This window comes from Lampropedia aestuarii (genome assembly GCF_004803635.1).
In the GTDB taxonomy this organism is placed as follows: Bacteria; Pseudomonadota; Gammaproteobacteria; order Burkholderiales; family Burkholderiaceae_C; genus Lampropedia; species Lampropedia aestuarii.
The window spans coordinates 88231-110658 of sequence record NZ_SSWX01000004.1 but is presented as its reverse complement, the minus strand read 5'-3'; the positions used below and the strand labels follow the sequence as shown (position 1 = coordinate 110658).

At 57.2% G+C, this 22428-nt stretch carries 17 protein-coding genes; 5 read left to right on the top strand and 12 right to left on the bottom strand.

What is annotated here, in order from left to right:
* Window positions 1-22 precede the first annotated feature (22 nt).
* The 3 genes from E8K88_RS04375 to rpmB form a co-directional block, all read right to left on the bottom strand.
* Window positions 23-598 (bottom strand): manganese efflux pump MntP, encoded by a 576-nt coding sequence (locus tag E8K88_RS04375; RefSeq protein ID WP_136405435.1) that lies wholly within the window; start codon window positions 596-598, stop codon window positions 23-25.
* Window positions 599-998: 400 nt separating this feature from the next.
* Entirely contained in the window at window positions 999-1169 is a 171-nt protein-coding gene (gene rpmG, locus E8K88_RS04370) for a 50S ribosomal protein L33 (RefSeq protein WP_136405434.1), read from the bottom strand.
* A 20-nt stretch (window positions 1170-1189) separates the two neighbouring features.
* Window positions 1190-1423: a 50S ribosomal protein L28 gene (rpmB, locus tag E8K88_RS04365; RefSeq protein WP_136405433.1), complete on the bottom strand. Its 234-nt coding sequence runs from the start codon at window positions 1421-1423 to the stop codon at window positions 1190-1192.
* A gap of 36 nt (window positions 1424-1459) precedes the next feature.
* Between rpmB and E8K88_RS04360 the strand changes: the two genes are divergently transcribed.
* The gene (locus tag E8K88_RS04360; protein WP_136405432.1) at window positions 1460-1690 is read left to right on the top strand and encodes a hypothetical protein; all 231 of its coding nucleotides are present in this window, start codon (window positions 1460-1462) and stop codon (window positions 1688-1690) included.
* Here E8K88_RS04360 and E8K88_RS04355 read toward each other — a convergent pair.
* The 4 genes from E8K88_RS04355 to E8K88_RS04340 form a co-directional block, all read right to left on the bottom strand.
* Window positions 1671-2243: an anthranilate synthase component II gene (locus E8K88_RS04355; protein WP_136405431.1), complete on the bottom strand. Its 573-nt coding sequence runs from the start codon at window positions 2241-2243 to the stop codon at window positions 1671-1673. The genes E8K88_RS04360 and E8K88_RS04355 overlap by 20 nt on opposite strands.
* A gap of 604 nt (window positions 2244-2847) precedes the next feature.
* Window positions 2848-4275, bottom strand: a complete 1428-nt coding sequence (lpdA, locus tag E8K88_RS04350; protein ID WP_136405430.1) for a dihydrolipoyl dehydrogenase — start codon at window positions 4273-4275, stop codon at window positions 2848-2850.
* Window positions 4276-4416: 141 nt separating this feature from the next.
* A complete protein-coding gene (gene odhB / locus E8K88_RS04345) occupies window positions 4417-5619 on the bottom strand; it encodes a 2-oxoglutarate dehydrogenase complex dihydrolipoyllysine-residue succinyltransferase (protein WP_136405429.1) in 1203 nt (400 codons plus the stop codon).
* 114 nt (window positions 5620-5733) lie between these two features.
* Window positions 5734-8616, bottom strand: coding sequence for a 2-oxoglutarate dehydrogenase E1 component (locus E8K88_RS04340; protein WP_136405428.1), 2883 nt, complete (start codon window positions 8614-8616; stop codon window positions 5734-5736).
* Between the two features lie 407 nt (window positions 8617-9023).
* Here E8K88_RS04340 and E8K88_RS04335 point away from each other — a divergent pair, with 407 nt between their 5' ends.
* The 3 genes from E8K88_RS04335 (at window position 9024) to cyoE (ending at window position 12728) form a co-directional block, all read left to right on the top strand.
* Window positions 9024-10088 (top strand): AI-2E family transporter, encoded by a 1065-nt coding sequence (locus E8K88_RS04335; RefSeq protein WP_136405427.1) that lies wholly within the window; start codon window positions 9024-9026, stop codon window positions 10086-10088.
* Between the two features lie 460 nt (window positions 10089-10548).
* The gene (locus E8K88_RS04330; RefSeq protein WP_136405426.1) at window positions 10549-11817 is read left to right on the top strand and encodes a COX15/CtaA family protein; all 1269 of its coding nucleotides are present in this window, start codon (window positions 10549-10551) and stop codon (window positions 11815-11817) included.
* Window positions 11814-12728, top strand: coding sequence for a heme o synthase (gene cyoE / locus E8K88_RS04325; RefSeq protein WP_136405425.1), 915 nt, complete (start codon window positions 11814-11816; stop codon window positions 12726-12728). Before E8K88_RS04330 ends, cyoE begins: the two co-directional genes overlap by 4 nt.
* Before the next feature lie 158 nt (window positions 12729-12886).
* On the opposite strand, the gene E8K88_RS04320 is transcribed toward cyoE, so the two are convergent.
* The 5 genes from E8K88_RS04320 to E8K88_RS04300 form a co-directional block, all read right to left on the bottom strand.
* The gene (locus E8K88_RS04320; RefSeq protein WP_136405424.1) at window positions 12887-13906 is read right to left on the bottom strand and encodes a Bug family tripartite tricarboxylate transporter substrate binding protein; all 1020 of its coding nucleotides are present in this window, start codon (window positions 13904-13906) and stop codon (window positions 12887-12889) included.
* Window positions 13907-14075: 169 nt separating this feature from the next.
* The gene (gene rpoH, locus E8K88_RS04315) at window positions 14076-15017 is read right to left on the bottom strand and encodes an RNA polymerase sigma factor RpoH (protein ID WP_136405423.1); all 942 of its coding nucleotides are present in this window, start codon (window positions 15015-15017) and stop codon (window positions 14076-14078) included.
* Window positions 15018-15261: 244 nt separating this feature from the next.
* Complete coding sequence (argB, locus tag E8K88_RS04310; protein WP_136405422.1) at window positions 15262-16152, bottom strand: acetylglutamate kinase; 891 nt, start codon at window positions 16150-16152, stop codon at window positions 15262-15264.
* A 100-nt stretch (window positions 16153-16252) separates the two neighbouring features.
* Window positions 16253-17392, bottom strand: coding sequence for a glycosyltransferase family 4 protein (locus E8K88_RS04305; RefSeq protein ID WP_136405421.1), 1140 nt, complete (start codon window positions 17390-17392; stop codon window positions 16253-16255).
* Between the two features lie 25 nt (window positions 17393-17417).
* Window positions 17418-18257: a glycosyltransferase gene (locus E8K88_RS04300; protein ID WP_136405420.1), complete on the bottom strand. Its 840-nt coding sequence runs from the start codon at window positions 18255-18257 to the stop codon at window positions 17418-17420.
* A 95-nt stretch (window positions 18258-18352) separates the two neighbouring features.
* Between E8K88_RS04300 and E8K88_RS04295 the strand changes: the two genes are divergently transcribed.
* The gene (locus E8K88_RS04295) at window positions 18353-22330 is read left to right on the top strand and encodes a methyltransferase domain-containing protein (protein ID WP_136405419.1); all 3978 of its coding nucleotides are present in this window, start codon (window positions 18353-18355) and stop codon (window positions 22328-22330) included.
* Window positions 22331-22428: the final 98 nt, after the last annotated feature.

Genomic DNA, 22428 nt, shown 5'->3' with positions numbered 1-22428 from the left:
TGTGTGCCGGACTTGTGTGTGACTAGGCGGCCGCGCCCAGAGTGTGCTCGTACAAAATCACAGTACCTACGGCAATCAGCACCAAGCCACCGGCTATTTCGGCGCGCTTGCCAAACACAGTGCCCAAGGCTTTGCCAGCCATGATGCCGATGGTGACCATCGCAAAGGTGCACAGGCCAATGACCAGTGCCGCCATCATGATATTGACGTCGACAAAGGCCAAGCCAACACCGACAGCCATCGCGTCAATGCTGGTGGCCAGACCGGTGAGCGCCGTGGACCATAGCGAGCGTTCTTTGGGTTCTGGCTCGGTAGTGGATGGCGCCTGCGTGAGTGCGCCCCAGATCGCATGTATGCCCAGGCCGCCCAATAATACAAAGGCGAGCCAATGGTCGTAGTGGTCGATTTGTTCGGCTGCCAAAGAGCCAAGCAGCCAGCCAAGCAGGGGGGTAATGGCTTCAACCACACCAAAAATGGCACCAATTTTGAGCGCCTGGATAATACCGGGGCGGTTGAGGCCAGCACCTTTGGCAATGGCAGCAGCAAATGCATCAGTAGACATGGCCATACCGAGCATGATCAGAGCAGGGGGATTCATGGGGACATAGTCAATGATCGGTCTACACAGTCAGCCACGTGTAGCCGATCGTGCCTACAAGTGACTCACTGGTCTCGCCTGGCCGATCAAGGCTGCAACCGCCACAGTCGTTCGACTGAGAATGTTGACGGTGGCGCATCCGTTGGATGGCAACGATGCTGCATGAGTGCAGACGCCGCGGATGCTGGCTACTCCCCAAAGAAGAGCCGCGATTGTAAGAGCGATTGGCTGTGATTGCCAAACGATAGCGGCACGGTGATCAGGGTCTTCATGGCACTGCAGTGGCGTGTATGGCACAACCCGCACAAATAACGGGCACAAAAAAGCCAGCGCGAAGCTGGCTTTTTTTGAATAGTTGGCTTTGACTGTGCAGCAAGTGCTGCACTGCATCAGCCCTGAATTACTTCAGTTTGACTTCTTTGTATTCCACGTGTTTACGTGCTTTTGGGTCAAACTTCATGAAAGACAACTTATCAGGAGTTGTTTTTTTGTTTTTGGAAGTGGTGTAGAAGTGACCAGTACCAGCTGTAGATTCCAGCTTGATTTTGTCGCGACCGCCTTTGGATGCCATGGTGTTTCTCCTTCAGTCAATTAAGCCTGGCCACGAGCGCGCAGGTCAGCCAGCACGGATTCGATGCCGTTTTTGTCGATCAAACGCAGAGCAGCGCTAGAGACGCGCAGACGCACCCAACGGTTTTCGCTCTCAACCCAGAAACGCTTGTACTGCAGGTTAGGCAGAAAACGACGTTTTGTTTTGTTGTTAGCGTGGGAGACGTTGTTCCCCACTTGCGGGCGCTTGCCCGTGACATCACATACGCGAGCCATGGTAGTTTCCTTTTATATGCGGCAGGAGCAATTCCTATGCGCTCTGCCTCACCTCGCCAGATTCAGGGTGGCGGTATCCCTTGCAGACAGTCCTTCAAAAAACAAGGCGCAAACAATGCTGTTATTGCCAGTCCTTTTTATCTGCATGCGGAAAAGGCCGAAATTATACCTGATTTTTGCAGATGCGCAATATTTAAGCAGTCTGCGCCGCCACCAGCCTTTTTAAGCATGCAGCGCAAGGTGGCATTCAGCGGGCTTGTTCCATGAAGTTGCGCAGCATCGCATGGCCGTGTTCGGTCAGAATCGATTCGGGGTGGAACTGCACACCCTCGATCGCAAGGGTTTTGTGGCGCACACCCATGATTTCACCATCGTCGGTCCAGGCGGTGACCTCTAGCTGTTCGGGCAGGCTATCGCGTGCAATCGACAGCGAGTGGTAGCGGTTTACAGTGAATTGCTTGGGCAGATTGGCAAACACGCCTTGCTGTGTGGTTGTGATGACGCTGGTTTTGCCATGCATCAACTCTTGCGCGCGAACAATGTGCGCGCCAAATGCCGCGCCAATGCTTTGGTGGCCAAGGCATACGCCCAAGATTGGAATTTGGCCTGCAAAGTGGCGAATCGCCTCGACCGAGATGCCTGCATGCTCGGGTGAGGAGGGGCCGGGCGAGATCACCAAGCGGTCAGGTGCTAGCGCTTGCACTTCTTCAATGCTGATCTCATCGTTGCGATGCACGGCTACGGTCGCGCCCAGCTCGCCAAAATATTGGACGATGTTGTAGGTGAAGCTGTCGTAGTTGTCGATCATCAGGATATTCATGGCCATCAGTCCTTGTGTTCAATATCTAAGCATCTTGGCGCATCAGCGCTGGATGTGCTGTCAAATATGGCAGCAAAAGTGTGGGTGTCGTGTGTTGCTGAGCTGCCAAGAGCGGCGCCATGACAGGGCCGCATCATGGCCTATACAGGCGCGCCAAGTCCTTGCCGTGTGTAAACAAGGGCGTATTACTGAATCAGTGGGGACGCTCAGTGGCAGCAAAACAGTCTCCTAGGTCGAGAAAGCCGCCGTGCCGGAAGAGCGAGTGGGAGTGTGCCTTGCTGCGCCGGTTTGGCGGCAAGGATGCGGCGCACAGCCGCAGCGACATGCCGCTTCTATAAGAAGCGCCACCAACGAAACGTCGACGTCGCGAAACACAGCATGTGAAGAAAATTCTGCAATGTGCCGGGTGCATAGCCCCAGCAGAAAATAATGCGTTTGATTATAGCGGTATGGCAGGCTGGCTGTCGATCTTGATCCTTGGCCATCTGTGCTGGCTGGAGGCTTCTGGTGTGTTGTCCACAGCCCAAAGAAAAGGCCCTGTGGCATTTGCCATAGGGCCTTGTTCGCTCCCGTTGGTGGATGGGCGCTCAAGCCCACCAGACGCTTAGAAGTTCAGCGCGCGCTTATCCACTGCCAGTGCCGCTTCTTTGGTCACTTCGGACAAAGTCGGGTGGGCGTGGCAGATGCGGGCGATGTCTTCGCTGCTGGCTTTGAATTCCATCGCCACAACGGCTTCGGAGATCAATTCGCTGGCTTGTGGGCCGACGATGTGCACACCCAGAATTTCGTCTGTAGCTGCATCAGCAATCACTTTGACCAAACCGGTGGTGTCGCCCAAAGCGCGCGCACGGCCGTTGGCCAGGAATGGGAAGCTGCCGGCCTTGTATTTGACGCCGTCGGCTTTGAGTTGCTGCTCAGTGCGGCCCACCCATGCGATTTCTGGGCTGGTGTAGATCACGTAAGGCACGGTGCCAAAGTTCACGTGGCCGTGTTGGCCCACGATGCGCTCGGCCACTGCCACTCCTTCTTCCTCGGCTTTGTGTGCCAGCATCGGGCCACGTACCACGTCACCCACCGCCCAGATGCCTGGTACGCTGGTGCGGCAGTCGCCGTCAACGACCACTGCGCCGCGCTCGTCGAGCTGCACGCCGACGGCTTCAGGTTTCAGGCCATTGGTGTTGGCAGTGCGGCCAATCGACACGATCAGCTTGTCGGCCTTGAGCGTTTGCTCTTCGCCTTTGGCGTTGGTGTAGTGGATGGTCACGCTGTTTTTGGCAGTCTTGACTTCACCGACCTTGGCGCCCAGCTCGATTTTCAGGCCTTGCTTGTCAAAGGCTTTTTTGGCTTCTTTGGCCACCGCTTCGTCAGCAGCTGGCAGGAAGGTTGGCAGGCCTTCCAGAATCGTCACTTCTGAGCCCAGGCGGCGCCAGACCGAGCCCAGCTCCAGGCCGATCACACCAGAGCCAATGATGGCCAGGCTCTTCGGTGCGCTGGTGATGTCCAGTGCGCCATCGTTGGACAGCACGACTTGCTCGTCAAACGGCAGGTTCGGCAGTGCACGGGCGTTCGAGCCGGTCGCGATGATGACTTGTTTGCCCACCAGCGTCTCAGGCTTGTCGCCTTCAACGGCCACTTCAAAGCCGCCTTCAACGGCTTTGCTGAACGAGGCCAGGCCATTGAAGAAGGTCACTTTGTTCTTTTTGAACAGGTACAAAATGCCTTCGTTGTTTTGCTTCACCACCTGGTTTTTGCGCTCGAGCATTTTGCCAATGTCAATGCTCAGTTTGCCAGTGGAGATGCCGTGCTCAGCAAAGTGGTGGCCAGCGTGCTCGAAATGCTCAGATGATTGCAGCAGCGCTTTGGATGGGATGCAGCCGACGTTGGTGCAAGTGCCGCCAGGAGCGGGTTTGCCGTCTTTGGTTTTCCAGGCATCGATACAGGCCACGCTCAGACCCAGTTGGGCAGCGCGGATGGCGGCGATGTAGCCACCAGGGCCAGCACCGATCACGACGAGATCAAAATTTTTACTCATACAATTCTCCAGAAGTAGGGGCCATGCTTGTTATTGCCTGGGCCATGCGCAAAGCGCGCCCGCAACCAGAGGCTGTGAGGCGCGCTTGGACTCAATCAGGCAAATGCATGGATAACAGCCAATGCAGTGGACCTGCTTGAATTACAGGTCGAACAACAGACGTGCTGGATCTTCCAGAGCGTCTTTCATGGCCACCAGTGCCAGCACGGCTTCGCGGCCGTCGATGATGCGGTGGTCGTAGGACATGGCCAGGTAGTTCATTGGGCGAACCACCACTTGGCCGTTCTCAACCACAGCGCGGTCTTTGGTCGCATGCACGCCCAAAATAGCCGACTGAGGTGGGTTGATGATTGGAGTGGACATCATCGAGCCGAACACGCCACCGTTGGAGATGGAGAAGGTGCCGCCGGACATTTCTTCGATGCTCAGTTTGCCGTCTTTGGCTTTGGCGCCAAATTCTGCAATTTTCTTCTCGATGTCAGCAAAGCTCAGTTGGTCGGCATCACGCAGGATTGGCACCACCAAACCGCGTGGCGAGCCCACAGCGATACCGATGTCGAAGTAACCGTGGTAGATGATGTCATTGCCATCGACCGAAGCGTTCACGACTGGGTATTGCTTCAGTGCGTGCACCGCTGCTTTGACGAAGAAGCTCATGAAGCCCAGCTTGACGCCGTGTTGCTTCTCGAATTTCTCTTGGTATTTTTTGCGCAGCGCCATGACTGGGGCCATGTTGACTTCGTTGAAGGTAGTCAGGATGGCGTTGGTGGATTGCGATTGCAGCAGACGCTCGGCAACGCGCGCGCGCAGACGGGTCATTGGCACGCGTTGTTCTGGACGCTCGCCAGCAATGGCTTGCACCACAGGGGCAGCAGGTTTCGCGGCAGCTGGAGTAGCAGCCAATGCATCGCCTTTGGTGACGCGGCCGTCTTTACCTGAACCTGCCACGTCAGCGGCAGCGATGTTTTTCTCAGCCAGGATTTTGGCAGCAGCTGGCATGGCGATGCCGGCTTTGCTGTTGGATGCTGGTGCAGCGGCAGCCACAGGAGCGGCAGCAGGTGCTGGAGCAGCAGCTGCTTCGGCAGGAGCTGCTGCAGCTTGTGCAGCGCTGTCGATTTTGGCGATGACTTGGCCAGACACCACGGTGGCGCCGTCGGCTTCTACGATTTCAGTCAGCACGCCAGCCGATGGAGCTGGCACTTCGAGCACGACTTTGTCGGTTTCGATTTCGATCAGGATTTCGTCAGCGGCTACGGCTTCACCGGCTTTTTTCTTCCACTGCAACAGAGTGGCTTCAGCAACGGATTCAGACAGTTCTGGGACTTTGACTTCAAAGATGGCCATGGTGGTGACTCACGATCTTTATAAAGGAAAATTGAAAATAGGGTGTAGGCACAGTAATCGTCTTTGGCCAACAAGGCCCGGGTCGCAACCCGTGGCCATAGTTGGGTCAGATGATTACTTGGTCAGAACAAAGCCCTTGAGCTTTGCGAAAGCGGCGTTGACCAGGGCTTTTTGCTGCTCCTGGTGCAGGTGTGCGTAGCCCACCGCAGGGGATGCGGAAGCGGCACGACCGGCGTAGCCCAACTTCTGACCGTCGAGCATGTTTTCGTGAATGTAGTGTTGCACGAAGAACCATGCGCCTTGGTTTTGTGGCTCGTCCTGGCACCAAACGATGTCTTTTGCGTTGGCAAAGCGTTTGATCTCTGCGGCAAAAGCCTTGTGTGGGAACGGGTAGAGCTGCTCAACGCGGATGATGGCCACGTCGTCACCGCCCAATTCCTCGCGTTTTTTCACCAAGTCGTAGTACACCTTGCCAGAGCAGGCGATCACGCGTTTGACCTTGTCTGCATTGGCCAGCACCGCATCGTTTTGCTCGCCGATCACAGTGCGGAATGCGCCTTCTGTGAATTCGGAGATAGGCGATGTGGCGTCTTTGTTACGCAGCAAGGACTTGGGCGTAAAGATGATCAGCGGAATACGCAGCGGACGCACCACTTGGCGGCGCAGCAGATGGAAGATCTGGCTGGCAGTTGTTGGTTGCACCACTTGCATATTGGTATCGGCTGACAGCTGCATGAAGCGCTCGATACGGGCCGAGCTGTGCTCCGGGCCTTGGCCTTCGTAGCCGTGTGGCAGCATCAGAGTCAAACCGTTGAGGCGACCCCATTTCACTTCGCCAGAAGCGATGAACTGGTCGACCACGACTTGCGCGCCGTTCAAGAAGTCACCGAACTGGGCTTCCCAGATCACCAGGCTGTGCGGGTCGTTGGACGCGTAGCCGTATTCAAAGCCCAGCACCGCTTCTTCAGACAGGATCGAGTCGATCACGTAGTAAGGCGCTTGGTTCTCTGCAATGTTTTGCAGTGGAATGTAGACGCCTTCGTTGTAGACCTCACGCTTTTGGTCATGGATGACCGAGTGGCGGTGGCTGAAGGTACCGCGGCCGCTGTCCTCACCGGACAAACGGATCGGGTAGCCACTGGCTACCAGCGAGGCAAATGCCATCGACTCGCCCATGCCCCAGTCCACTGGAATCTCACCACGGCCCATCGCGGCGCGGTCAGAGTAGACTTTTTTGACCAGCTGGTGCGGAGTCACATCAGCAGGCAGGGTGGTCAGGCGCTCAGCCAGGCGCTTCCACTCGGACAGAGGAATAGCGGTTTCGCCTTCGTCAGTCCATTTGCGGTTCAGGTATGGGGACCAATCGACTGCGTATTGGCGTTTGAAGTTGGTCAGCACTGGATCAACCGTGTGCTTGCCTTCTTCCATCGCCGCGCGATAGGCCTTGGACATCTCGTCAGGACCATCGGCTGGTAAAACACCTTGTTGCACCAGTTTGTCCGCGTAGAGTTTGCGCGTGCCTGGGTGTTGGCCGATTTTTTTGTACATCAGCGGCTGAGTCAGCGCCGGTGTGTCTTGTTCGTTGTGGCCCAGTTTGCGGTAGCAAATGATGTCCACCACCACGTCACGGCCAAAAGCCATGCGGTATTCCAGTGCCAGATCGGTTGCCAGCACCACGGCTTCTGGGTCATCGGCGTTGACGTGCAACACCGGTGCCTCGATCATTTTGACCACGTCGGTACAGTAGTACGTCGAGCGTGTATCGCGTGGATCCGAGGTGGTAAAGCCGATCTGGTTGTTGATCACAAAGTGAACGGTACCGCCGGTGCTGTAACCGCGGGTTTGCGACATTGCCAGGGTTTCCTGCACCACGCCTTGACCTGCAATCGCGGCATCGCCGTGCACCAGCACTGGCAACACTTGTTTGCCTTGTGGATCGTTGCGGCGGTCCATGCGTGAGCGCACAGAGCCTTCCACCACCGGGTTGACGATTTCCAGGTGCGATGGGTTAAAGGCCAGCGACAGGTGGATTGGGCCACCTGGGGTGGGCACGTCCGAGCTGAAACCTTGGTGGTACTTCACGTCACCGGCAGGCAGGTCTTCAGGCGCTGTGTGCTCGAATTCAGCAAACAGGTCTTTAGGCATTTTGCCCAGGGTGTTGACCAGAACGTTCAGGCGCCCGCGGTGGGCCATGCCGATCACTACTTCTTGCACACCTGCTTGGCCGGCTGAGTTGATCAGCGCGTCCATGGCGACAATGAAGCTCTCGCCGCCTTCGAGGGAGAAGCGCTTCTGACCCACGTATTTGGTGTGCAAAAAGCGCTCCAAGCCCTCGGCTGCGGTCAAGCGACCCAGCACGTGGATTTTTTCCTCGGCACTCAGGCGAGGGTTGGTGCGCGCGCTTTCGAGTTTTTCTTGCCACCAGCGCTTTTCAGTCTGGTCGGTGATGTACATGTACTCCGCACCGATGGTGGTGGTGTACGTTTCACGCAGTGCATTGAGCAACTCGCGCAGAGGCATCGAGTCCTTGCCGAAAAACGTATTGCTGGTGTTGAATACGGTTTCCATGTCGGCACTGGTCAGGCCGTAGAAGGCTGGATCCAGCTCAGGAATATTGGGGCGTTGTACGCGTTTGAGCGGGTCCAGATCAGCCCAGCGCTGACCGACGTTGCGGTAAGCGGCAATCAGCTGTTGCACTGCCGTGCGCTTGCGGCCCAGTTCGGTGTCGGCACCACTGGCAACGACGACCTGTGTGTGGCCTTGGCGAGCGCGCTCAGCAAAAGCGTTGATCACGGGTTGGTGCGCAATATCGCGACCCAATGAGCCGTCCACGCCTGGGGTGTTCTGCAGAGCGTCGAAATATTCGCGCCAGCTGTCAGTGACGCTATTGGGGTCAGCCAAGTAACTCTCATACATTTCTTCAACGTATGGAGCATTGCTGCCGAAAAGATAAGTATTGCCCTGGTATTGTGTATACAGGGAAGATGAATCACTCATGATCCGCAGAACCTCCGCACTTCTTCAAAGTGCATTAGCTGGTTTAGTAACAACCTCCCGCGACACGGCTGAACCGATTGGCGGATGCGACAGTGGCCGTTGGAGGGCGCCTGAAAGTATCCATTGTGCCACTTGCCTCCTTATAGTGGCGAATGAATTGCCTAATATGCAGTTGGGTACAAGGATATTTGCAAGGCTTTTGTCTTAATCACAACATCCGAAATGGATTTGCGCATGGGCCAATCGGTGTATTCCCTTGTATCCAGTACATTAGCTCTCAGCACGATGGGGCTTGGTGCCGGGAACCTCTTTCAATGTCTCAATACCAATGCATCCGGTGGTCGGCGCAGCTCCTTGCCTGAGGTCCGTGCCTTGATCGATTCGATTGAATTCTGAAGTGAGAGCGTATGGATCAAAATTCCCTGCAAAGTCGCACGTTTTTAGCCATTTTGATTGGTGTGACGATTGCTTTTTTTGTGGTTTTGCGGCCTTTTTATGGCGCCATTTTTTGGGCGGCTACTTTGGCGGTTTTGTTTTGGCCTGTGCACCAGCGTATCTTGGCCAAGATGCCCACCAAACGCAGTGTGGCCTCTTTGGTCACGCTGAGCATTTGCGTGCTGGTCGTGATTATTCCGCTGTTGGTGATTGTGACGACTTTGATCAAAGAGCTGCTGCAGTTCTATGCGCGCATGAGCCATGAAGAAAACACGCTGCAAACCTATTACTCCCAGATTTTGGGGGTGATTCCTGATAACGTTTGGTACTTGCTGGACCGTGTGGGGTTGGGTACATTCGCAGAAATTCAGCCCAAGCTGTTGGGCGCGGCCAATGCAGTCTTGAAGTTTTTCTCGACACAGGCGCTGTCGTTTGGTCAAAACACCCTGCAGTTTGGTCTGGCCTTTGTGCTGATGCTGTATCTGATGTTCTTTTTCTTCAGAGATGGTGCCACTTTGACCGCGATGCTGCGCCACACGATCCCTTTGGATAGGCGCTACTCGGGGCAGTTGGCCAGCAAGTTCAGTGCGGTGGTCAAGGCCACCGTCAAAGGCAATATTGCGGTGGCGGCCGTGCAAGGCGCTTTAGGTGGCCTGATGTTTTGGGCGATGGGCATCCAAGGCCCGGTCTTGTGGGGTGTGGTGATGGCTGTGCTTTCGCTGTTGCCAGCCGTCGGTGCCAGCTTGGTCTGGGGGCCTGTGGCGATCTACTTTCTGACCACTGGCGCTATCCTCAAAGGCACGCTCATGATTGTGGTGGGGGTCGGGGTAATTGGCCTTGTTGACAATATCTTGCGTCCCATTTTGGTTGGCAAAGAGACCAAAATGCCGGATTACCTGGTTCTGCTGTCGACGCTGGGTGGTATCTCTTTGTTTGGTTTGACGGGCTTTATTGCAGGGCCGGTGATTGCTGCGCTGTTCATGTCGGTGTGGGCGATTTTTGTTGCCAAGAAAGACGAAGGCAGCCTCGGTCGCTGAGGCGGCGCGAGCTTTGCTGGCTTGCCGTGCCGCTGTGCAAATAACGCGTTGAGCATGGATTGGCGTGTCTTTCTGACTCAGAGCCTGTGCATCTCCACGCCGCCGCGTTGCAAGTCCAAAAGGATGCAATGCGCTGCATTAGGCGCCTTGCACAGCCGCTTTTTTTGTGGCTTGCGCGACTGCGCGGAGATGGTGAACAGGCGCGCACAAGAGTGCTGCAGCGACCGGCCCTGTCTGCTGGGGCTATCGGGGACAAAAAACCTATTGCTTGCTGAAATCAGGCAAAATGCGCGGTTGTTTTGTTTTTTGTGCATGCAAACACGGGGCAGGCTCTTGTCGACAATGCGCAAAAAGATGGCTTGAAGCTGTTGATCATGCGCACTGCGTCCTTTAGGGAGGTGCAGTGTCGGGCCTGGGAGTCGGGCTAATTCGACACCGGCCAAGAGTGGCGAGATACAAGATGGATTCTGAAGTGGCGCTTTACGACTGGAGCCCCGTGCTGCATTTATTGCTGGTGGGCGGTCTGATTGCAGTGGTGCCTTTGGTGTGGGTGTGGCGGCGCAACCATAAGAAGGGCATGCAGGGGGTGATTCATGCGCTGGCATTGATGACCTTGGTGCTGACGCTTGATTTGGTCATGTTTGGTGCTTTCACGCGCCTGACCGACTCGGGCCTGGGATGTCCGGACTGGCCTGGCTGCTATGGCAAAGCCAGCCCAATGGGGGCGCATCAGGAAATCAGCGCGGCCCAGCAAGCCCAGCCTTCGGGGCCGGTGACACATCAAAAAGCCTGGATCGAGATGGTCCATCGGTATTTGGCAACGGCCGTCGGGGCTTTGATTGTGGCGATTGCGGTGCTCAGTTGGTGGTGCTGGCGTCGTTTTCACCAGGGCGTCAAACGCCTCACCATCAACCAGCCATCAACCGCACCCCCAGTGCTTGCTCCGCTGTCCCCCGCTTGGGCAATCTTTACCTTGTTCTGGGTGTGTTTGCAGGGCGCTTTTGGGGCCTGGACGGTCACGATGAAGTTGTTTCCAGCCATCGTGACCATGCATTTGCTCGGCGGCATGGTGTTGCTGATCTTGCTGTGTGTGCAAGTCGAGCGCTGGCGTCAAATCACTGCGCAGGTCGCAGCCAGGGCTGTGCCTTGGGGATTGCGGTGTTTGATTGGTGTGGTGTTTGCTGTGCTGCTGGTGCAAATTGCACTGGGCGGCTGGGTCAGTACCAATTACGCGGTGCTGGCCTGCACCACGTTTCCGGATTGCAATGGCTTTTGGTGGCCTGAGATGCAACTGCGCCAGGGTTTTACGTTATGGCGTGAGCTGGGCATGCAAGCCGATGGCAGTTTTTTAGAGTTTTCCGCCTTGGTGGGGATTCATTTCGTGCATCGGCTCTTTGCGATTGTGGTGTTTGTACTGGGCGCTGTGTTGACCTGGAGACTGCTTCAGGAAATTGGCAGACTGCGCGTGTTGGGGCAGTTCCTTGGCGGCTTGCTGCTTTTGCAGCTGCTCACGGGCTTGTCGAACGTGGTGTTGGACTGGCCTTTGATTGCTGCGGTGTTGCACACTGGTGGCGCGGCGGCTTTGGTGATTGTGCTGACGCAGCTGTGGAGCAATACGCGGGCGATGCCAACCACCGAAGTTACACCTTTGTTTACTGAGATCAATCGCTCCGAGCGCATTGACACCAACCGCGTCGCGGCACCGCGCAAAGAGAAGGAAGTGCTATGAATCAGGCCGCTGTACGGGTCGCAGAACGCTCAAAATGGTCGCAGTTCTGGGTGCTGTCTAAACCACGTGTGGTGCAGATGATTGTGTTTTGCGCCCTGATCGGCATGGTCCTGGCAGTGCCCACGGTGCCAACGGCTGCGCAATTGCAATTGATGGTCGTGGCATGCCTGGGGATTTGGCTGGTGGCTTCTGCGGCTGCTGCGTTTAACTGCTTGGTGGAAAAAGCCATTGATGCACGCATGAACCGCACTTCTTGGCGGCCGACTGCGCGTGGTGAGTTGTCTGACTGGCAAGCCTTGTTATTTTCAGCCGCGTTGTGTTCAGCTGGCTGCTGGCTGTTGTGGTGGTATGTCAATCCGCTGACCATGTGGCTCACTTTTGCCACTTTTGTCGGCTACGCAGTGATTTACACCGTGATCTTAAAGCCTTTGACGCCGCAAAACATCGTCATTGGCGGCGCTTCTGGTGCCATGCCGCCGGTGCTGGGCTGGGCTGCGATGCGCGGCGATTTGGCTCCAGATGCCTGGGTGCTGTTTCTGATCATTTTCCTGTGGACGCCGCCGCACTTTTGGGCACTGGCGTTGTACCGGGTGGAGGACTATCGCAAGTCAGGACTGCCGATGCTGCCAGTGACCCATGGCATGCAATTCACGTCCTTGCAGGTCTTTTTGTATACCTTGGTGTTGTTTGCCACCTGTTTACTGCCGGTTGTATATGGCATGAGCGGTTGGTTTTACCTGGTTGTGGCGGTGGTGTTGAGCGGCATTTTCTGCCTGTATGGCTGGGCGCTGTGGCGCAATTACTCCGATGCCCTGGCCAGACGCACCTTCCGCTGGTCCTTATGGCATTTGGCCGGCGTGTTTGCGGCCTTGTTGGTTGACCATTTCCTGGCCATGGCCGGCTGGGCCTAAACACCGAAGAGCCTGTGCAGCCTCTCGACGCAGCACGCGTTGGAGCCCACAAAGCAAGGCAGCGCTTTTCCAGCCCTGCGCGACTGGACTGCGTGAAGATGGTGGGCAGGCTTTAAGTACAGGGGCGTTGGCCGAGATCGCGCCTGGCCAGTAGCCACTCAGCGATCGAGGCGAATGCCTTGCTCTCGAATGATCGCACCCAAGCTGGCGCTGTCGGCAGCAATGCGCTGGCGCAGCGCCTGGGCACTGGTGTCTGAGACTACCCAGCCTTGCTCCAGTAACTGCTGTTGCGTGTGTGGCTGGGCCAGTACAGTGGCAATGGCGGTGGCCAGCCTGGCTTGGATTGCCTCGGGCATATTGGCAGGAGCTGCGACGGCATTCCAGACCTCCAAATTCAAGCCTGCAACACCCAGCTCAGCCAGCGTGGGCAAATCTCCGGTCAAGACACTGCGTGTTGCCGAGCTGATGCCAATCAAAGCCAGCTTGCCTGCCTTGTGCTGTGCCAAGGCCATCGCAGGCGGCAGCAGCGACATCTGGATCTCGCCCCCGATCAGTGCCTGCATCGCCTGCGGGTTGCCTTGGTAGGGCACGTGAACGGCGTCAATGCCGGTGCGGCTTTTGACCAGCTCCATGCCCAGATGCGCAACGGTGCCAAGACCGGGAGAGCCGTAATTCCAATCCTGCCCTGCGGTTTTGGCCTTGTCTATAAACGCTTGACCAGACAAACCTTGGGCCAAATCTGGATGCACTGCCAGCACATACGGGGCAGAGGCGATCAGCGCAATCGGGCTGAAATCGGTCAGTGGATCAAAGCCCAGTTGTGGATTGAGGAGCTTGGCAATCGTCATATTGCCATTGATCATCACGCTGATCGTGTGCTGGTCAGTCGCGCGCGCCAGGGCTGCCGCAGCAATATTACCGCTGGCACCTGCGCGGTTGTCGACGACAAACGGCTGCTTGCCTATGGTTTTGCCCAGCTGCTCTGCTAACAGCCGCGCTGTCAGGTCTGGCGATGAGCCGCCAGGAAAGCCAACCAATACATGCACTGGCCGCGTGGGCCAAGCGCTGTCTTGGTCTTGGGCGGTGGTTTGCGCCCAGTTGGTGCTGGAGTAGGCCAGCAAGCCTGCGGCGCTGGCTTGCAGAAAATGGCGGCGATCAAGTGCGGGGTAAGTGGCCATGGCGGTGTGAGGTGAGAAAGTCAGCGCAGGCCCATTGTCTCAGCTGGTGCCCAGGTTAGTTGATGGGTGGGCCGTCAAACGGTTGGTTCGCGCATAAAAAAACGCGTTGGTGGCCATAGGTAGACCATCAACACGTTGTTGGCTTGCATGCAAGGAGCATGCACGTTGCTTAAGCGGCTGCTGCAGACATGCTCTTTTTCATTTTCTTCATTGCTGCGACTTCAATCTGGCGAATGCGCTCTGCGCTGACGCCGTATTCGTCAGCCAACTCATGCAAGGTCATGCCACCAGAGCCGTCGTCGTTCACATTCAGCCAACGCTCGCTGACAATGCGGCGGCTGCGGTCATCCAGCGCATCTAAGGCCATTTGAATGCCGTCGGTAGCCATGTAGTTGCGCTCGCGTGTCTCAATCACTTGCGTGGGCTCGCTGGCGTTGTCGCTCAAGTAAGCAATGGGGGCGATATAGCTGCTGTCTTCGTCGCTAGGCGTAGGGTCCAGCATCACATCGCCACCCGACATGCGGGTTTCCATTTCAATGACTTCTTCGCGTTTGACATTGAGCTGTTTGGCAACCTGGTCAATTTCCTGCTCGCTGAGCGTGGCGCGGTAAATCTCGCCATCGGTCATTGCATGGGTGCTTTTGAGCTCCTGCTTCAAAGAGCGCAGATTAAAAAACAGCTTGCGCTGGGCTTTGGTGGTCGCTACTTTGACCATGCGCCAGTTTTTCAGAATGTACTCATGCATCTCTGCCTTGATCCAGTGCAGCGCGTAGCTGACCAGGCGCACGCCTTGGTCGGGGTCAAAACGCTTGACTGCCTTCATCAGGCCGACGTTGCCCTCTTGAATCAGATCGCCTTGCGGCAGGCCATAGCCCATGTACTGGCGCGATACTGCCACGACCACGCGCAGGTGGGACATGACCAGACGCCCTGCGGCGTCGACGTCATTGTGTTCGCGCAGTTGCTGCGCATAGCGTTGTTCTTCTTCAGGGGTCAGCATCGGCATGCGGTTCACGGCCGTGATGTACGCATCCAGATTGCCCAGCGCAGGAATTGCCGGCCACTTGGTAGCGGTGGCAGCAATTGCGTTTGTAGCGGTTGCATTGGTCATCGTCGTAATCCTTTCGTGCCATCGCCTTGAGCTGCACAATCTGCCCAAGGACAACAATATATTAGCACTCTCTTGGATAGAGTGCTAAGGCCAAAGTTCCCCACTTATGCAGGGTGTGGGTTTACACGATGCGGCCGCGCAATGCGGCCTGATGCTGCTGAAGCCGCCGCCAGGCCAGCCATGCACTTTTTATTGAGCTGCAATGGCTTTCCAGCCAGGCTAGAGGGCTGCTGCAGTGCAAGGTTCAATGCGAGCGGATCATCGTGCCATATGGCGTATCGGTGAGGATTTCCAGCAGCATCGCGTGCGGAACGCGGCCATCAACAATATGCACCGAGTTCACGCCGCTCTTGGCTGCATCGAGCGCACCTGCGATTTTAGGCAGCATACCGCCGGAGATCGTACCGTCTTCAAACAAGGTGTCGATTTCACGCGCCGACAGATTGGTGAGCAGCTTGCCTTGCTTGTCCAGCACACCCGGTGTATTGGTCAGCAGCATCAGTTTTTCGGCGCGCAAGATGGTCGCCAGCTTGCTGGCCACCACGTCGGCATTGATGTTGTAGCTTTCGTTTTGATCGCCGTAGCCAATCGGGCTGATGACCGGGATAAAAGCATCGTCTTGCAGGGCTTTGACGACACTGGGGTCAATACTCAGAATATCGCCTACTTGGCCAATGTCGTGCAAGATGCTGGGATCTTTGAGGTCGGTCATCTTGAGCTTTTGGGCTCGGATGAACGCGCCATCGCGGCCAGTCAGGCCAACAGCTTTGCCGCCAGCCTGGTTGATCAAGCCGACGATGTCTTGCTGCACTTCACCTGCCAGCACCCATTCGACCACCTCCATGGTTTCCGCATCGGTCACGCGCATGCCTTGGATGAATTGGCCGGTTTTGCCCAAGCGCTTGAGCGCAGATTCAATCTGCGGGCCACCGCCGTGCACCACCACCGGGTTGATGCCCACCAATTTGAGCAGTACCACATCCTCGGCAAAAGCGGCCTGCAAAGCAGGCTCGGTCATCGCATTGCCGCCGTATTTGATGACCATGGTTTTGCCATGGAATTGGCGGATATAGGGCAGCGCCTGCGCCAGGATATGGGCTTTGTCGGCGGGGGCAATAGTAAGAGGTTCAGTCATGGTGGTTTGCCGGGTGTGGATTGCAAAAAAAGCACCTGCATTGTGCATGAAATGGCGCTGCTGCCAAGCCAAGCTCGGGCTTGGAGTTGCATTCTGAGGACTATTTGTCAGGGGGGCTGTCGGCGTCGCTATGCGAGTTGCTCCAGCGCAGAAAAATAGGCACTTTGAAACGAATAATGCTGATGTAGGCGTAGGTGTAGAGCGCAGCGAAACCGGCGCAAAACAGCATCAACACCCAAGTGTTATGCCAGAACAGCACGGCTGGCAGTACGGTCAGTAGGGTATAGCCCCATAAATAGGGAGAAGTGCGGTTGTTGCGCATCAGCATGTCACGTGCTTCGTCCTCGTCAAATACACGGTGCACGATGCGGCGGTAAATCAGCTGGTGGATGTGCAGCGCATCGGCATCACCGGGTGAGCCGCCGCGCACCCATTTGCGGTAGATCGAGAACAAGGTTTCCCAGACTGGGTAAATCAGCAGCAGCAGAGGAAACCAGGGCGAGACTGAGGGGTGGCGCTGCACCAGCACAATCGAGCCAATTGACAGCACGCAGCCCCACAAATAGGCGCCGCCATCACCAGCAAAAATCCGTCCGAGTGGGTAGTTCCACAGCATGAAACCTGCATTGGCAGCTGCAGTGATTAGGAAAATCACCGCCATCGAACGGTCGCCCACTTGGATGCTGACGTGCGCCAGTGCCAGTGCGATGATGATGGCCACCATACAGGCCAGTCCGTTGTAGCCATCGATGATGTTAAAGGCGTGGGGCAGGCCGGCAATGGCCACGAGTGCCAGCGCTATGCCAAGCCAGGGCCATAAGAAGGGCGTGCCGTCGATCCAGTCAATGCCCAGGCGCGGCACGGACACATCAAGAAAGTAGACCGCAAGGGCGGCAGTGGTGAAGGTAAGCAAAAAACGCCAGCGCACTGTCAGGCGCTGCGTGAGGTCATCGATTAACCCCCCCAGCACGGCCGGCACCATGCACAGGCCCCAGTAAATCACCCACCAGCCCAAGCGCAGATTGGCTGGATCGCCGTGGTAGCTGCTCAGCAGCGCCATCGTGGCGGCCGAGCCCATGCCGGCGGCCATGGCCACGCCGCCAATGCGCGGTATATCGCCCTTGTGCTGGCGCTGGGGCATGTCTTTGGGGTAGCGCCGAGCATGGCGGCGCGCCATGCGCCTGAGCAAGGCGCAGACGATGAACGAGACAAAAAAAGCAATTACACATGGCCACAGCATGGATGCATCCGTTTCTTTTTATAAGTTATAGCGCGCTGCGCTGTGAGGCGCTGGGGTGGCGTTTGGCCCAGCGAAAGCTGGGCAAATGCCATAACAACCAAAGACTGCGAAGATGCCACAACAAATGCCGCCATTGGCGCCTGCTGGCGCGCTGTGCTGCATGCGCCAGTGTGGTGTTTGCGCGCGCCAAGACGCCGATACCACGCCGCACACGCAGGCTCAGGTCGACATCTTCGCAGTACATGTGGAATTGCTCGTTAAAGCCGCCTAGTTGTTGCCAATCTGGCGCACGCAGCACCATGCACGCACCGCTGACCCAGTCTACCCGCTGCTCTGTGCGCTTGAAGACCCGCCTTAGTAACAGTTTGCTAAAGCTGGGCAGTTCACGCTCATTGTCTTGGCGCTGGCCGTCCGAGCCTACCAACGTGGGGTAAGCCAAGCCCGCTGCAGGGTCATTGAGTGCGTCGCACAAGGCCGTCAGTGGCGCAGCGTCCAGTAATCGCAGGTCGGGATTCAGAATGCAGACATGTGTAGCAGAGTCAGCGGCTGGCTTGCCTTCGGCGTAACGGGCAAAGGCTTGGTTGTGGTTGCTGCCAAAGCCCTTGGGGGCGGTGTTTTGAATCACCAATAGGTCAAAACTGCTGGGGCTGCGCTGCTGGAGCTGGTGGGCAAGTTCAGGCTCATCAATATTCAATGTCACAATCACGCAGCGCAAGCAGGGCTCGGCCCTGGTTTGCAATTGTTCTAACAATTCCAGGATCAGACTGCCATGCCCATGGCTAACAATAGAGGCCACCACATGCGCTGCGCGCCCTGCTGGATTGGGCTGCGGTGCTGGAGCATCAATGGGAAGCGGGCTATGCATGCAGTCGTGTGGATGAAAATACAATCACAGTGAGCCAGCGCGCAGCGCCTGCTCAGTTGATGTGTGTGGCATTGGCCACGGTTTGAGAAAAGACAATGACACTTTCAAAAGACGAAATGCACGTGTACCTGCGCCATATTGACGAGGGGGAACGCACCTCGTTGTCCACCTTGGTGGGCAAGATTGGGCCAGGCGCACGCGTGCTCGACGTTGGTTGCGGCAGCGGCGCTCTGGGCCAGTATCTTAGTGCCCAAAAACAGTGTGTCGTTGATGGGGTCACATTCAATGAGGCCGAGGCGGCGCTGGCAAGGGCGCATTATCGCCATGTCGAGGTCGCCAACCTAGAGCAAACTGCGCTCAGCAGCCTTTTTGGTGCAAATCGCTACGACTTTATCGTTTGCGCTGACATTTTGGAGCATTTGCGGGAGCCGCAAAACATGTTGCGGGACATGCAGTCTTTGCTCACTGAGCAGGGGCAGTTGCTGATCTCCATTCCCAATAGCACCTATGCCGGTCTGGTGGCCGAGTTGATGCAGGGCGAGTTTTTGTACCGCCAGGAAGGCTTGCTGGATGCGACCCATGTGCGGCATTTCACGCGTAAATCCTTGCTGCGCATGTTGCAAGACTGTGGCTGGCAAGTCGAGAGTTTCGAGACGATCGAGCGGCATTTGCAAGAGTCAGAGTTCAAGCTGCAGTTTGACTTGCTGCCGCCTGCCGTAGCCCGCCATTTGCTCGCTGGTGAAGATGCGCTGACCTACCAGTTCATTGTGGCCGCTGCCGTGCATGCCGCCGCTAGCGAACCAGTGGATAACAGCCGCTTTTTGAGTCAGCGCCCAGCAGACGCTGCTCCGGCGCAAGCCATGTATTCCAGCCAGTTGTACTGGGACGATGGCCAGGGCTATTCGGAAGAACACAAGCGTGTTGTGCCCGGTGCGATTGGGGCTGCGCGCCAAACACTGCGCTTTGACTTGCCCAGCGATTTGAGCGGCTTGGTACAGCTGAAGTTTGACCCTGCTGACCGCGCCGGAATTTTGTATTTGTACCGCCTCAGTGTGCTCAATGCCGACGGCATCGTGTGGCAGTGGCAGGTCGAGCAAGATGGTGCAGGCGCATTGCTGCGATTGGCCGCAACCCATCAAATGGCCTGGGGTGGGGCTTTGCTGGGCGGCGCGCCTGTGGCGCCGGCGTTGTTAACAGGCGATGATCCGTGGATCAAGCTGCCGATTGAGGCCGCACAGCTGCAGCAAGCGCTGCTTGCTGGCTCCGTATCGGTGGAGGTTGAGCTGGGTTGGCCGATGTCGGCCGACTACATCAGCTTGCTACACACCGTGGGGCCGATGCAGGCCGAGCAACAATACCTGCGTGAGCAAAGCGCTGCGCAGGTGCGGCGCATTGCCGAGGTCAGCCAAGACCATGAGAAGCTGGCACTTGAGCATGCTGAATTGCACCGTTTGCATGCCGAGTTGCACCGTCTCAATCATGAAGGAAAGGACAAGATCGAAGCCTTGCAAGCGGAGAACCGCTACCTGTTCTCTGACCGCGAGCAACAGCAGGCGCTAGCCCAGGCGCAGTTGGCCGATCTGCACCAGCAATTGCGTGGCATGGCTGACCACCTGAGCAATATGCGCAATTCCCGTGTATTTCGCTATACGCGCCCGCTGGTGCATTTGCGCGACGTGGTCAAAGGCCGTGTGAAGTTCGCTGGCGGTCCAACCAGTCCGGCTGCGCCTGCCGCAACTGATGCGGTCAGCCCAACAGCCGATGGCTTGCCAGACTCGCAGATGCACAGCATGCCGGTGGCGATTCCCGAGCCTATGAGCGATACGGTGGACATCATTGTGCCGGTCTACAAAGGCCTGGCTGACACCCAGCTGTGTGTGGACTCGGTGCTGGCCAGTGAAGTCGGTGTGCCTTACCGCCTGATCGTCATCAATGACTGCTCACCCGAGCCTGAGGTGACAGAGTGGCTGCGCAAGCGGGCTGCCCACGAGCCGCGCATCATCTTGCTGGAGAATGAAGAAAACCTGGGTTTTGTAGGCACGGTCAACCGCGGTATGCGCCACTCGGACGCGCACGACGTGTTGCTGCTCAATAGCGATACCGAGGTTGCCAATGACTGGTTGGCGCGTTTGCGCAATGCCGCCTACCGCTTGGCCAAAGTGGGCTCGGTCACACCGTTTTCCAGCAACGCGACGATTTGCAGCTACCCGGTGTTTTGCAAGGCCAATCCTTTGCCTGAAGGCTACAGCACGGCGCAAATGGATGCCTTGTTTGCACAAACCAATCCGGGCCAAAGCGTCGAAGTGCCAACCGGTGTGGGTTTTTGCATGTACATCCGCCGCGACTGCCTGCAAGCCGTAGGCTTGTTTGATGAGGAAAGCTTTGGCAAAGGCTACGGTGAAGAAAACGATTTCTGCCAACGCGCACTGCAGCAAGGCTGGCCAAACCTGCATGCGCTAGATACCTATGTGCTGCACACCGCCGGTGTCAGCTTTGGCGAGAGCAAAAGCGCACGCGAACAAGCGGCAATGGAAACCCTGCGCAGAATGCACCCCAGCTATGAAAGCCAGGTGCATGCGTTCTTGCAGCGCGATCCGGCCAAAGAAGCGCGTTTGGCGGTCGACTGGCAGCGTTGGACCGCCCAAGGCACGCGCCCTGTGATCCTGGCGATTCACCACCAGCGCGGCGGTGGCACCGAGCAGCATGTGCTGGAGTTGGCGCATACCCTCAAAGACCAGGCCGTTTTTCTGTCATTGCGGCCTATTTCTGGTCACCAGGTGCTGCTGCAAGTGATCGAGCACGATGCCAAAACCCAGCGCTCACAGCTGTCTGGCAGTTGGTCCGTGGTGTTCGATACCGTGCACGAGCGTGCCAAGCTCTTGCAATTGCTGCAGGACATGGGCGTGTGCCATGTGCACTACCACCACCTGCTGGGCCACGACAAACTGGCCTGGGAGTTGCCGCAGTTGCTGGGTGTCGGCTATGACTTCACCACGCACGACTTCTACAGCTTCTGCACCAATATCACGATGACCGGCCGCAAAGGCCATTACGACGTCGATGCCCACACGGGCGAGTGCTGTGCAGGCGTGCATCCGACGCCGATCCCCCCTGTCGAAGAGTCGATCCAGGACTGGCGCATCCGCAACCGCATGCTGCTCGAAGGCGCACGCTTTGTGCTGGCGCCAGGGCTGGATGCGGCTGAGCGCATCCATGCCTTCGCCCCCGAGGCCAAGCTGCGCTTTGCGCCGCATACCGACATCGATGTGGACACATTGCCAGCGCCGCAGCCCCGAGTATTGGCGCCCCAGCAGCCGCTGCGCATTGCTGTGCTGGGCGCGATCAGCGTGATCAAAGGCGCCGATGTGCTGGAGCAAGCAGCGCTGTTGGCCAAAAAACAAGGCCTGCCGCTGGAATTCCATCTGATCGGCTTCGCTTACCGCCATTTGCAAACCGCACCGGCCAGCGCCTTGAAGGTGCATGGCCAGTATGACGAGCGCGATCTGCCCGCCATTTTGCAACGCATTGCACCCGACTTGATCTGGTTGCCCGCGCAGTGGCCGGAAACTTATAGCTATACGCTCAGCGCTGCTTTACAGGCAGGCTTGCCCGTGGCCGTACCCGATATTGGCGCGTTTGCCGCCCGTGTGGCTGGACGTAGCTGGAGCTGGGTCTTGCCGTGGAATGCCAGTGCTCAGCAATGGCTTGACGCCTTTATGCAGATGCGCGAGCAGCATTTTGAAGCGGGTACATCGCCACAGCCGCCGGAGATGCCTGCCCAATTGGGCCAGCGCGAGCAAGCTTGGGGCGGCTGGAGTTATGCTGACGACTACCTGCCTGTGTTGCCAACGCGTGAAGCGCAGGCCCAGGCCCAGGCCACTGCAGCGCATGCCGTGGCCCATCTGTTTGCAATCGCAGAGCCGCGCTCTGTGACACAGCAAGCGGTCGATGGCCTGCGTGGCCAGGTCTTGCAGCAGTTGGTGCGTTTGCGCTCGATGCCGGTGATGCGCTCGGTGGTGCAGGCTATTCCGCCCCAGGTGCAGTCACGGGTTAAAAGCTGGCTGCAGCGCTAAAGAACCTGTTGACGATCTTTTGCCAGTCGCGCAAGGGGGGGTGTCGTGCCCTTCGGGTTGCAGCCCGAAAGGCACGCTGCTGTGTTTAAAATCCCCGC

Excerpts from the sequence above, each read along its gene's own strand:
- E8K88_RS04375 (WP_136405435.1), bottom strand. The coding sequence starts at position 598 with ATGAATCCCCCTGCTCTGATCATGCTCGGTATGGCCATGTCTACTGAT.
- rpmG (WP_136405434.1), bottom strand. The coding sequence starts at position 1,169 with ATGGCATCCAAAGGCGGTCGCGACAAAATCAAGCTGGAATCTACAGCT.
- rpmB (WP_136405433.1), bottom strand. The coding sequence starts at position 1,423 with ATGGCTCGCGTATGTGATGTCACGGGCAAGCGCCCGCAAGTGGGGAAC.
- E8K88_RS04360 (WP_136405432.1), top strand. The coding sequence starts at position 1,460 with ATGCGCTCTGCCTCACCTCGCCAGATTCAGGGTGGCGGTATCCCTTGC.
- E8K88_RS04355 (WP_136405431.1), bottom strand. The coding sequence starts at position 2,243 with ATGAATATCCTGATGATCGACAACTACGACAGCTTCACCTACAACATC.
- lpdA (WP_136405430.1), bottom strand. The coding sequence starts at position 4,275 with ATGAGTAAAAATTTTGATCTCGTCGTGATCGGTGCTGGCCCTGGTGGC.
- odhB (WP_136405429.1), bottom strand. The coding sequence starts at position 5,619 with ATGGCCATCTTTGAAGTCAAAGTCCCAGAACTGTCTGAATCCGTTGCT.
- E8K88_RS04340 (WP_136405428.1), bottom strand. The coding sequence starts at position 8,616 with ATGAGTGATTCATCTTCCCTGTATACACAATACCAGGGCAATACTTAT.
- E8K88_RS04335 (WP_136405427.1), top strand. The coding sequence starts at position 9,024 with ATGGATCAAAATTCCCTGCAAAGTCGCACGTTTTTAGCCATTTTGATT.
- E8K88_RS04330 (WP_136405426.1), top strand. The coding sequence starts at position 10,549 with ATGGATTCTGAAGTGGCGCTTTACGACTGGAGCCCCGTGCTGCATTTA.
- cyoE (WP_136405425.1), top strand. The coding sequence starts at position 11,814 with ATGAATCAGGCCGCTGTACGGGTCGCAGAACGCTCAAAATGGTCGCAG.
- E8K88_RS04320 (WP_136405424.1), bottom strand. The coding sequence starts at position 13,906 with ATGGCCACTTACCCCGCACTTGATCGCCGCCATTTTCTGCAAGCCAGC.
- rpoH (WP_136405423.1), bottom strand. The coding sequence starts at position 15,017 with ATGACCAATGCAACCGCTACAAACGCAATTGCTGCCACCGCTACCAAG.
- argB (WP_136405422.1), bottom strand. The coding sequence starts at position 16,152 with ATGACTGAACCTCTTACTATTGCCCCCGCCGACAAAGCCCATATCCTG.
- E8K88_RS04305 (WP_136405421.1), bottom strand. The coding sequence starts at position 17,392 with ATGCTGTGGCCATGTGTAATTGCTTTTTTTGTCTCGTTCATCGTCTGC.
- E8K88_RS04300 (WP_136405420.1), bottom strand. The coding sequence starts at position 18,257 with ATGCATAGCCCGCTTCCCATTGATGCTCCAGCACCGCAGCCCAATCCA.
- E8K88_RS04295 (WP_136405419.1), top strand. The coding sequence starts at position 18,353 with ATGACACTTTCAAAAGACGAAATGCACGTGTACCTGCGCCATATTGAC.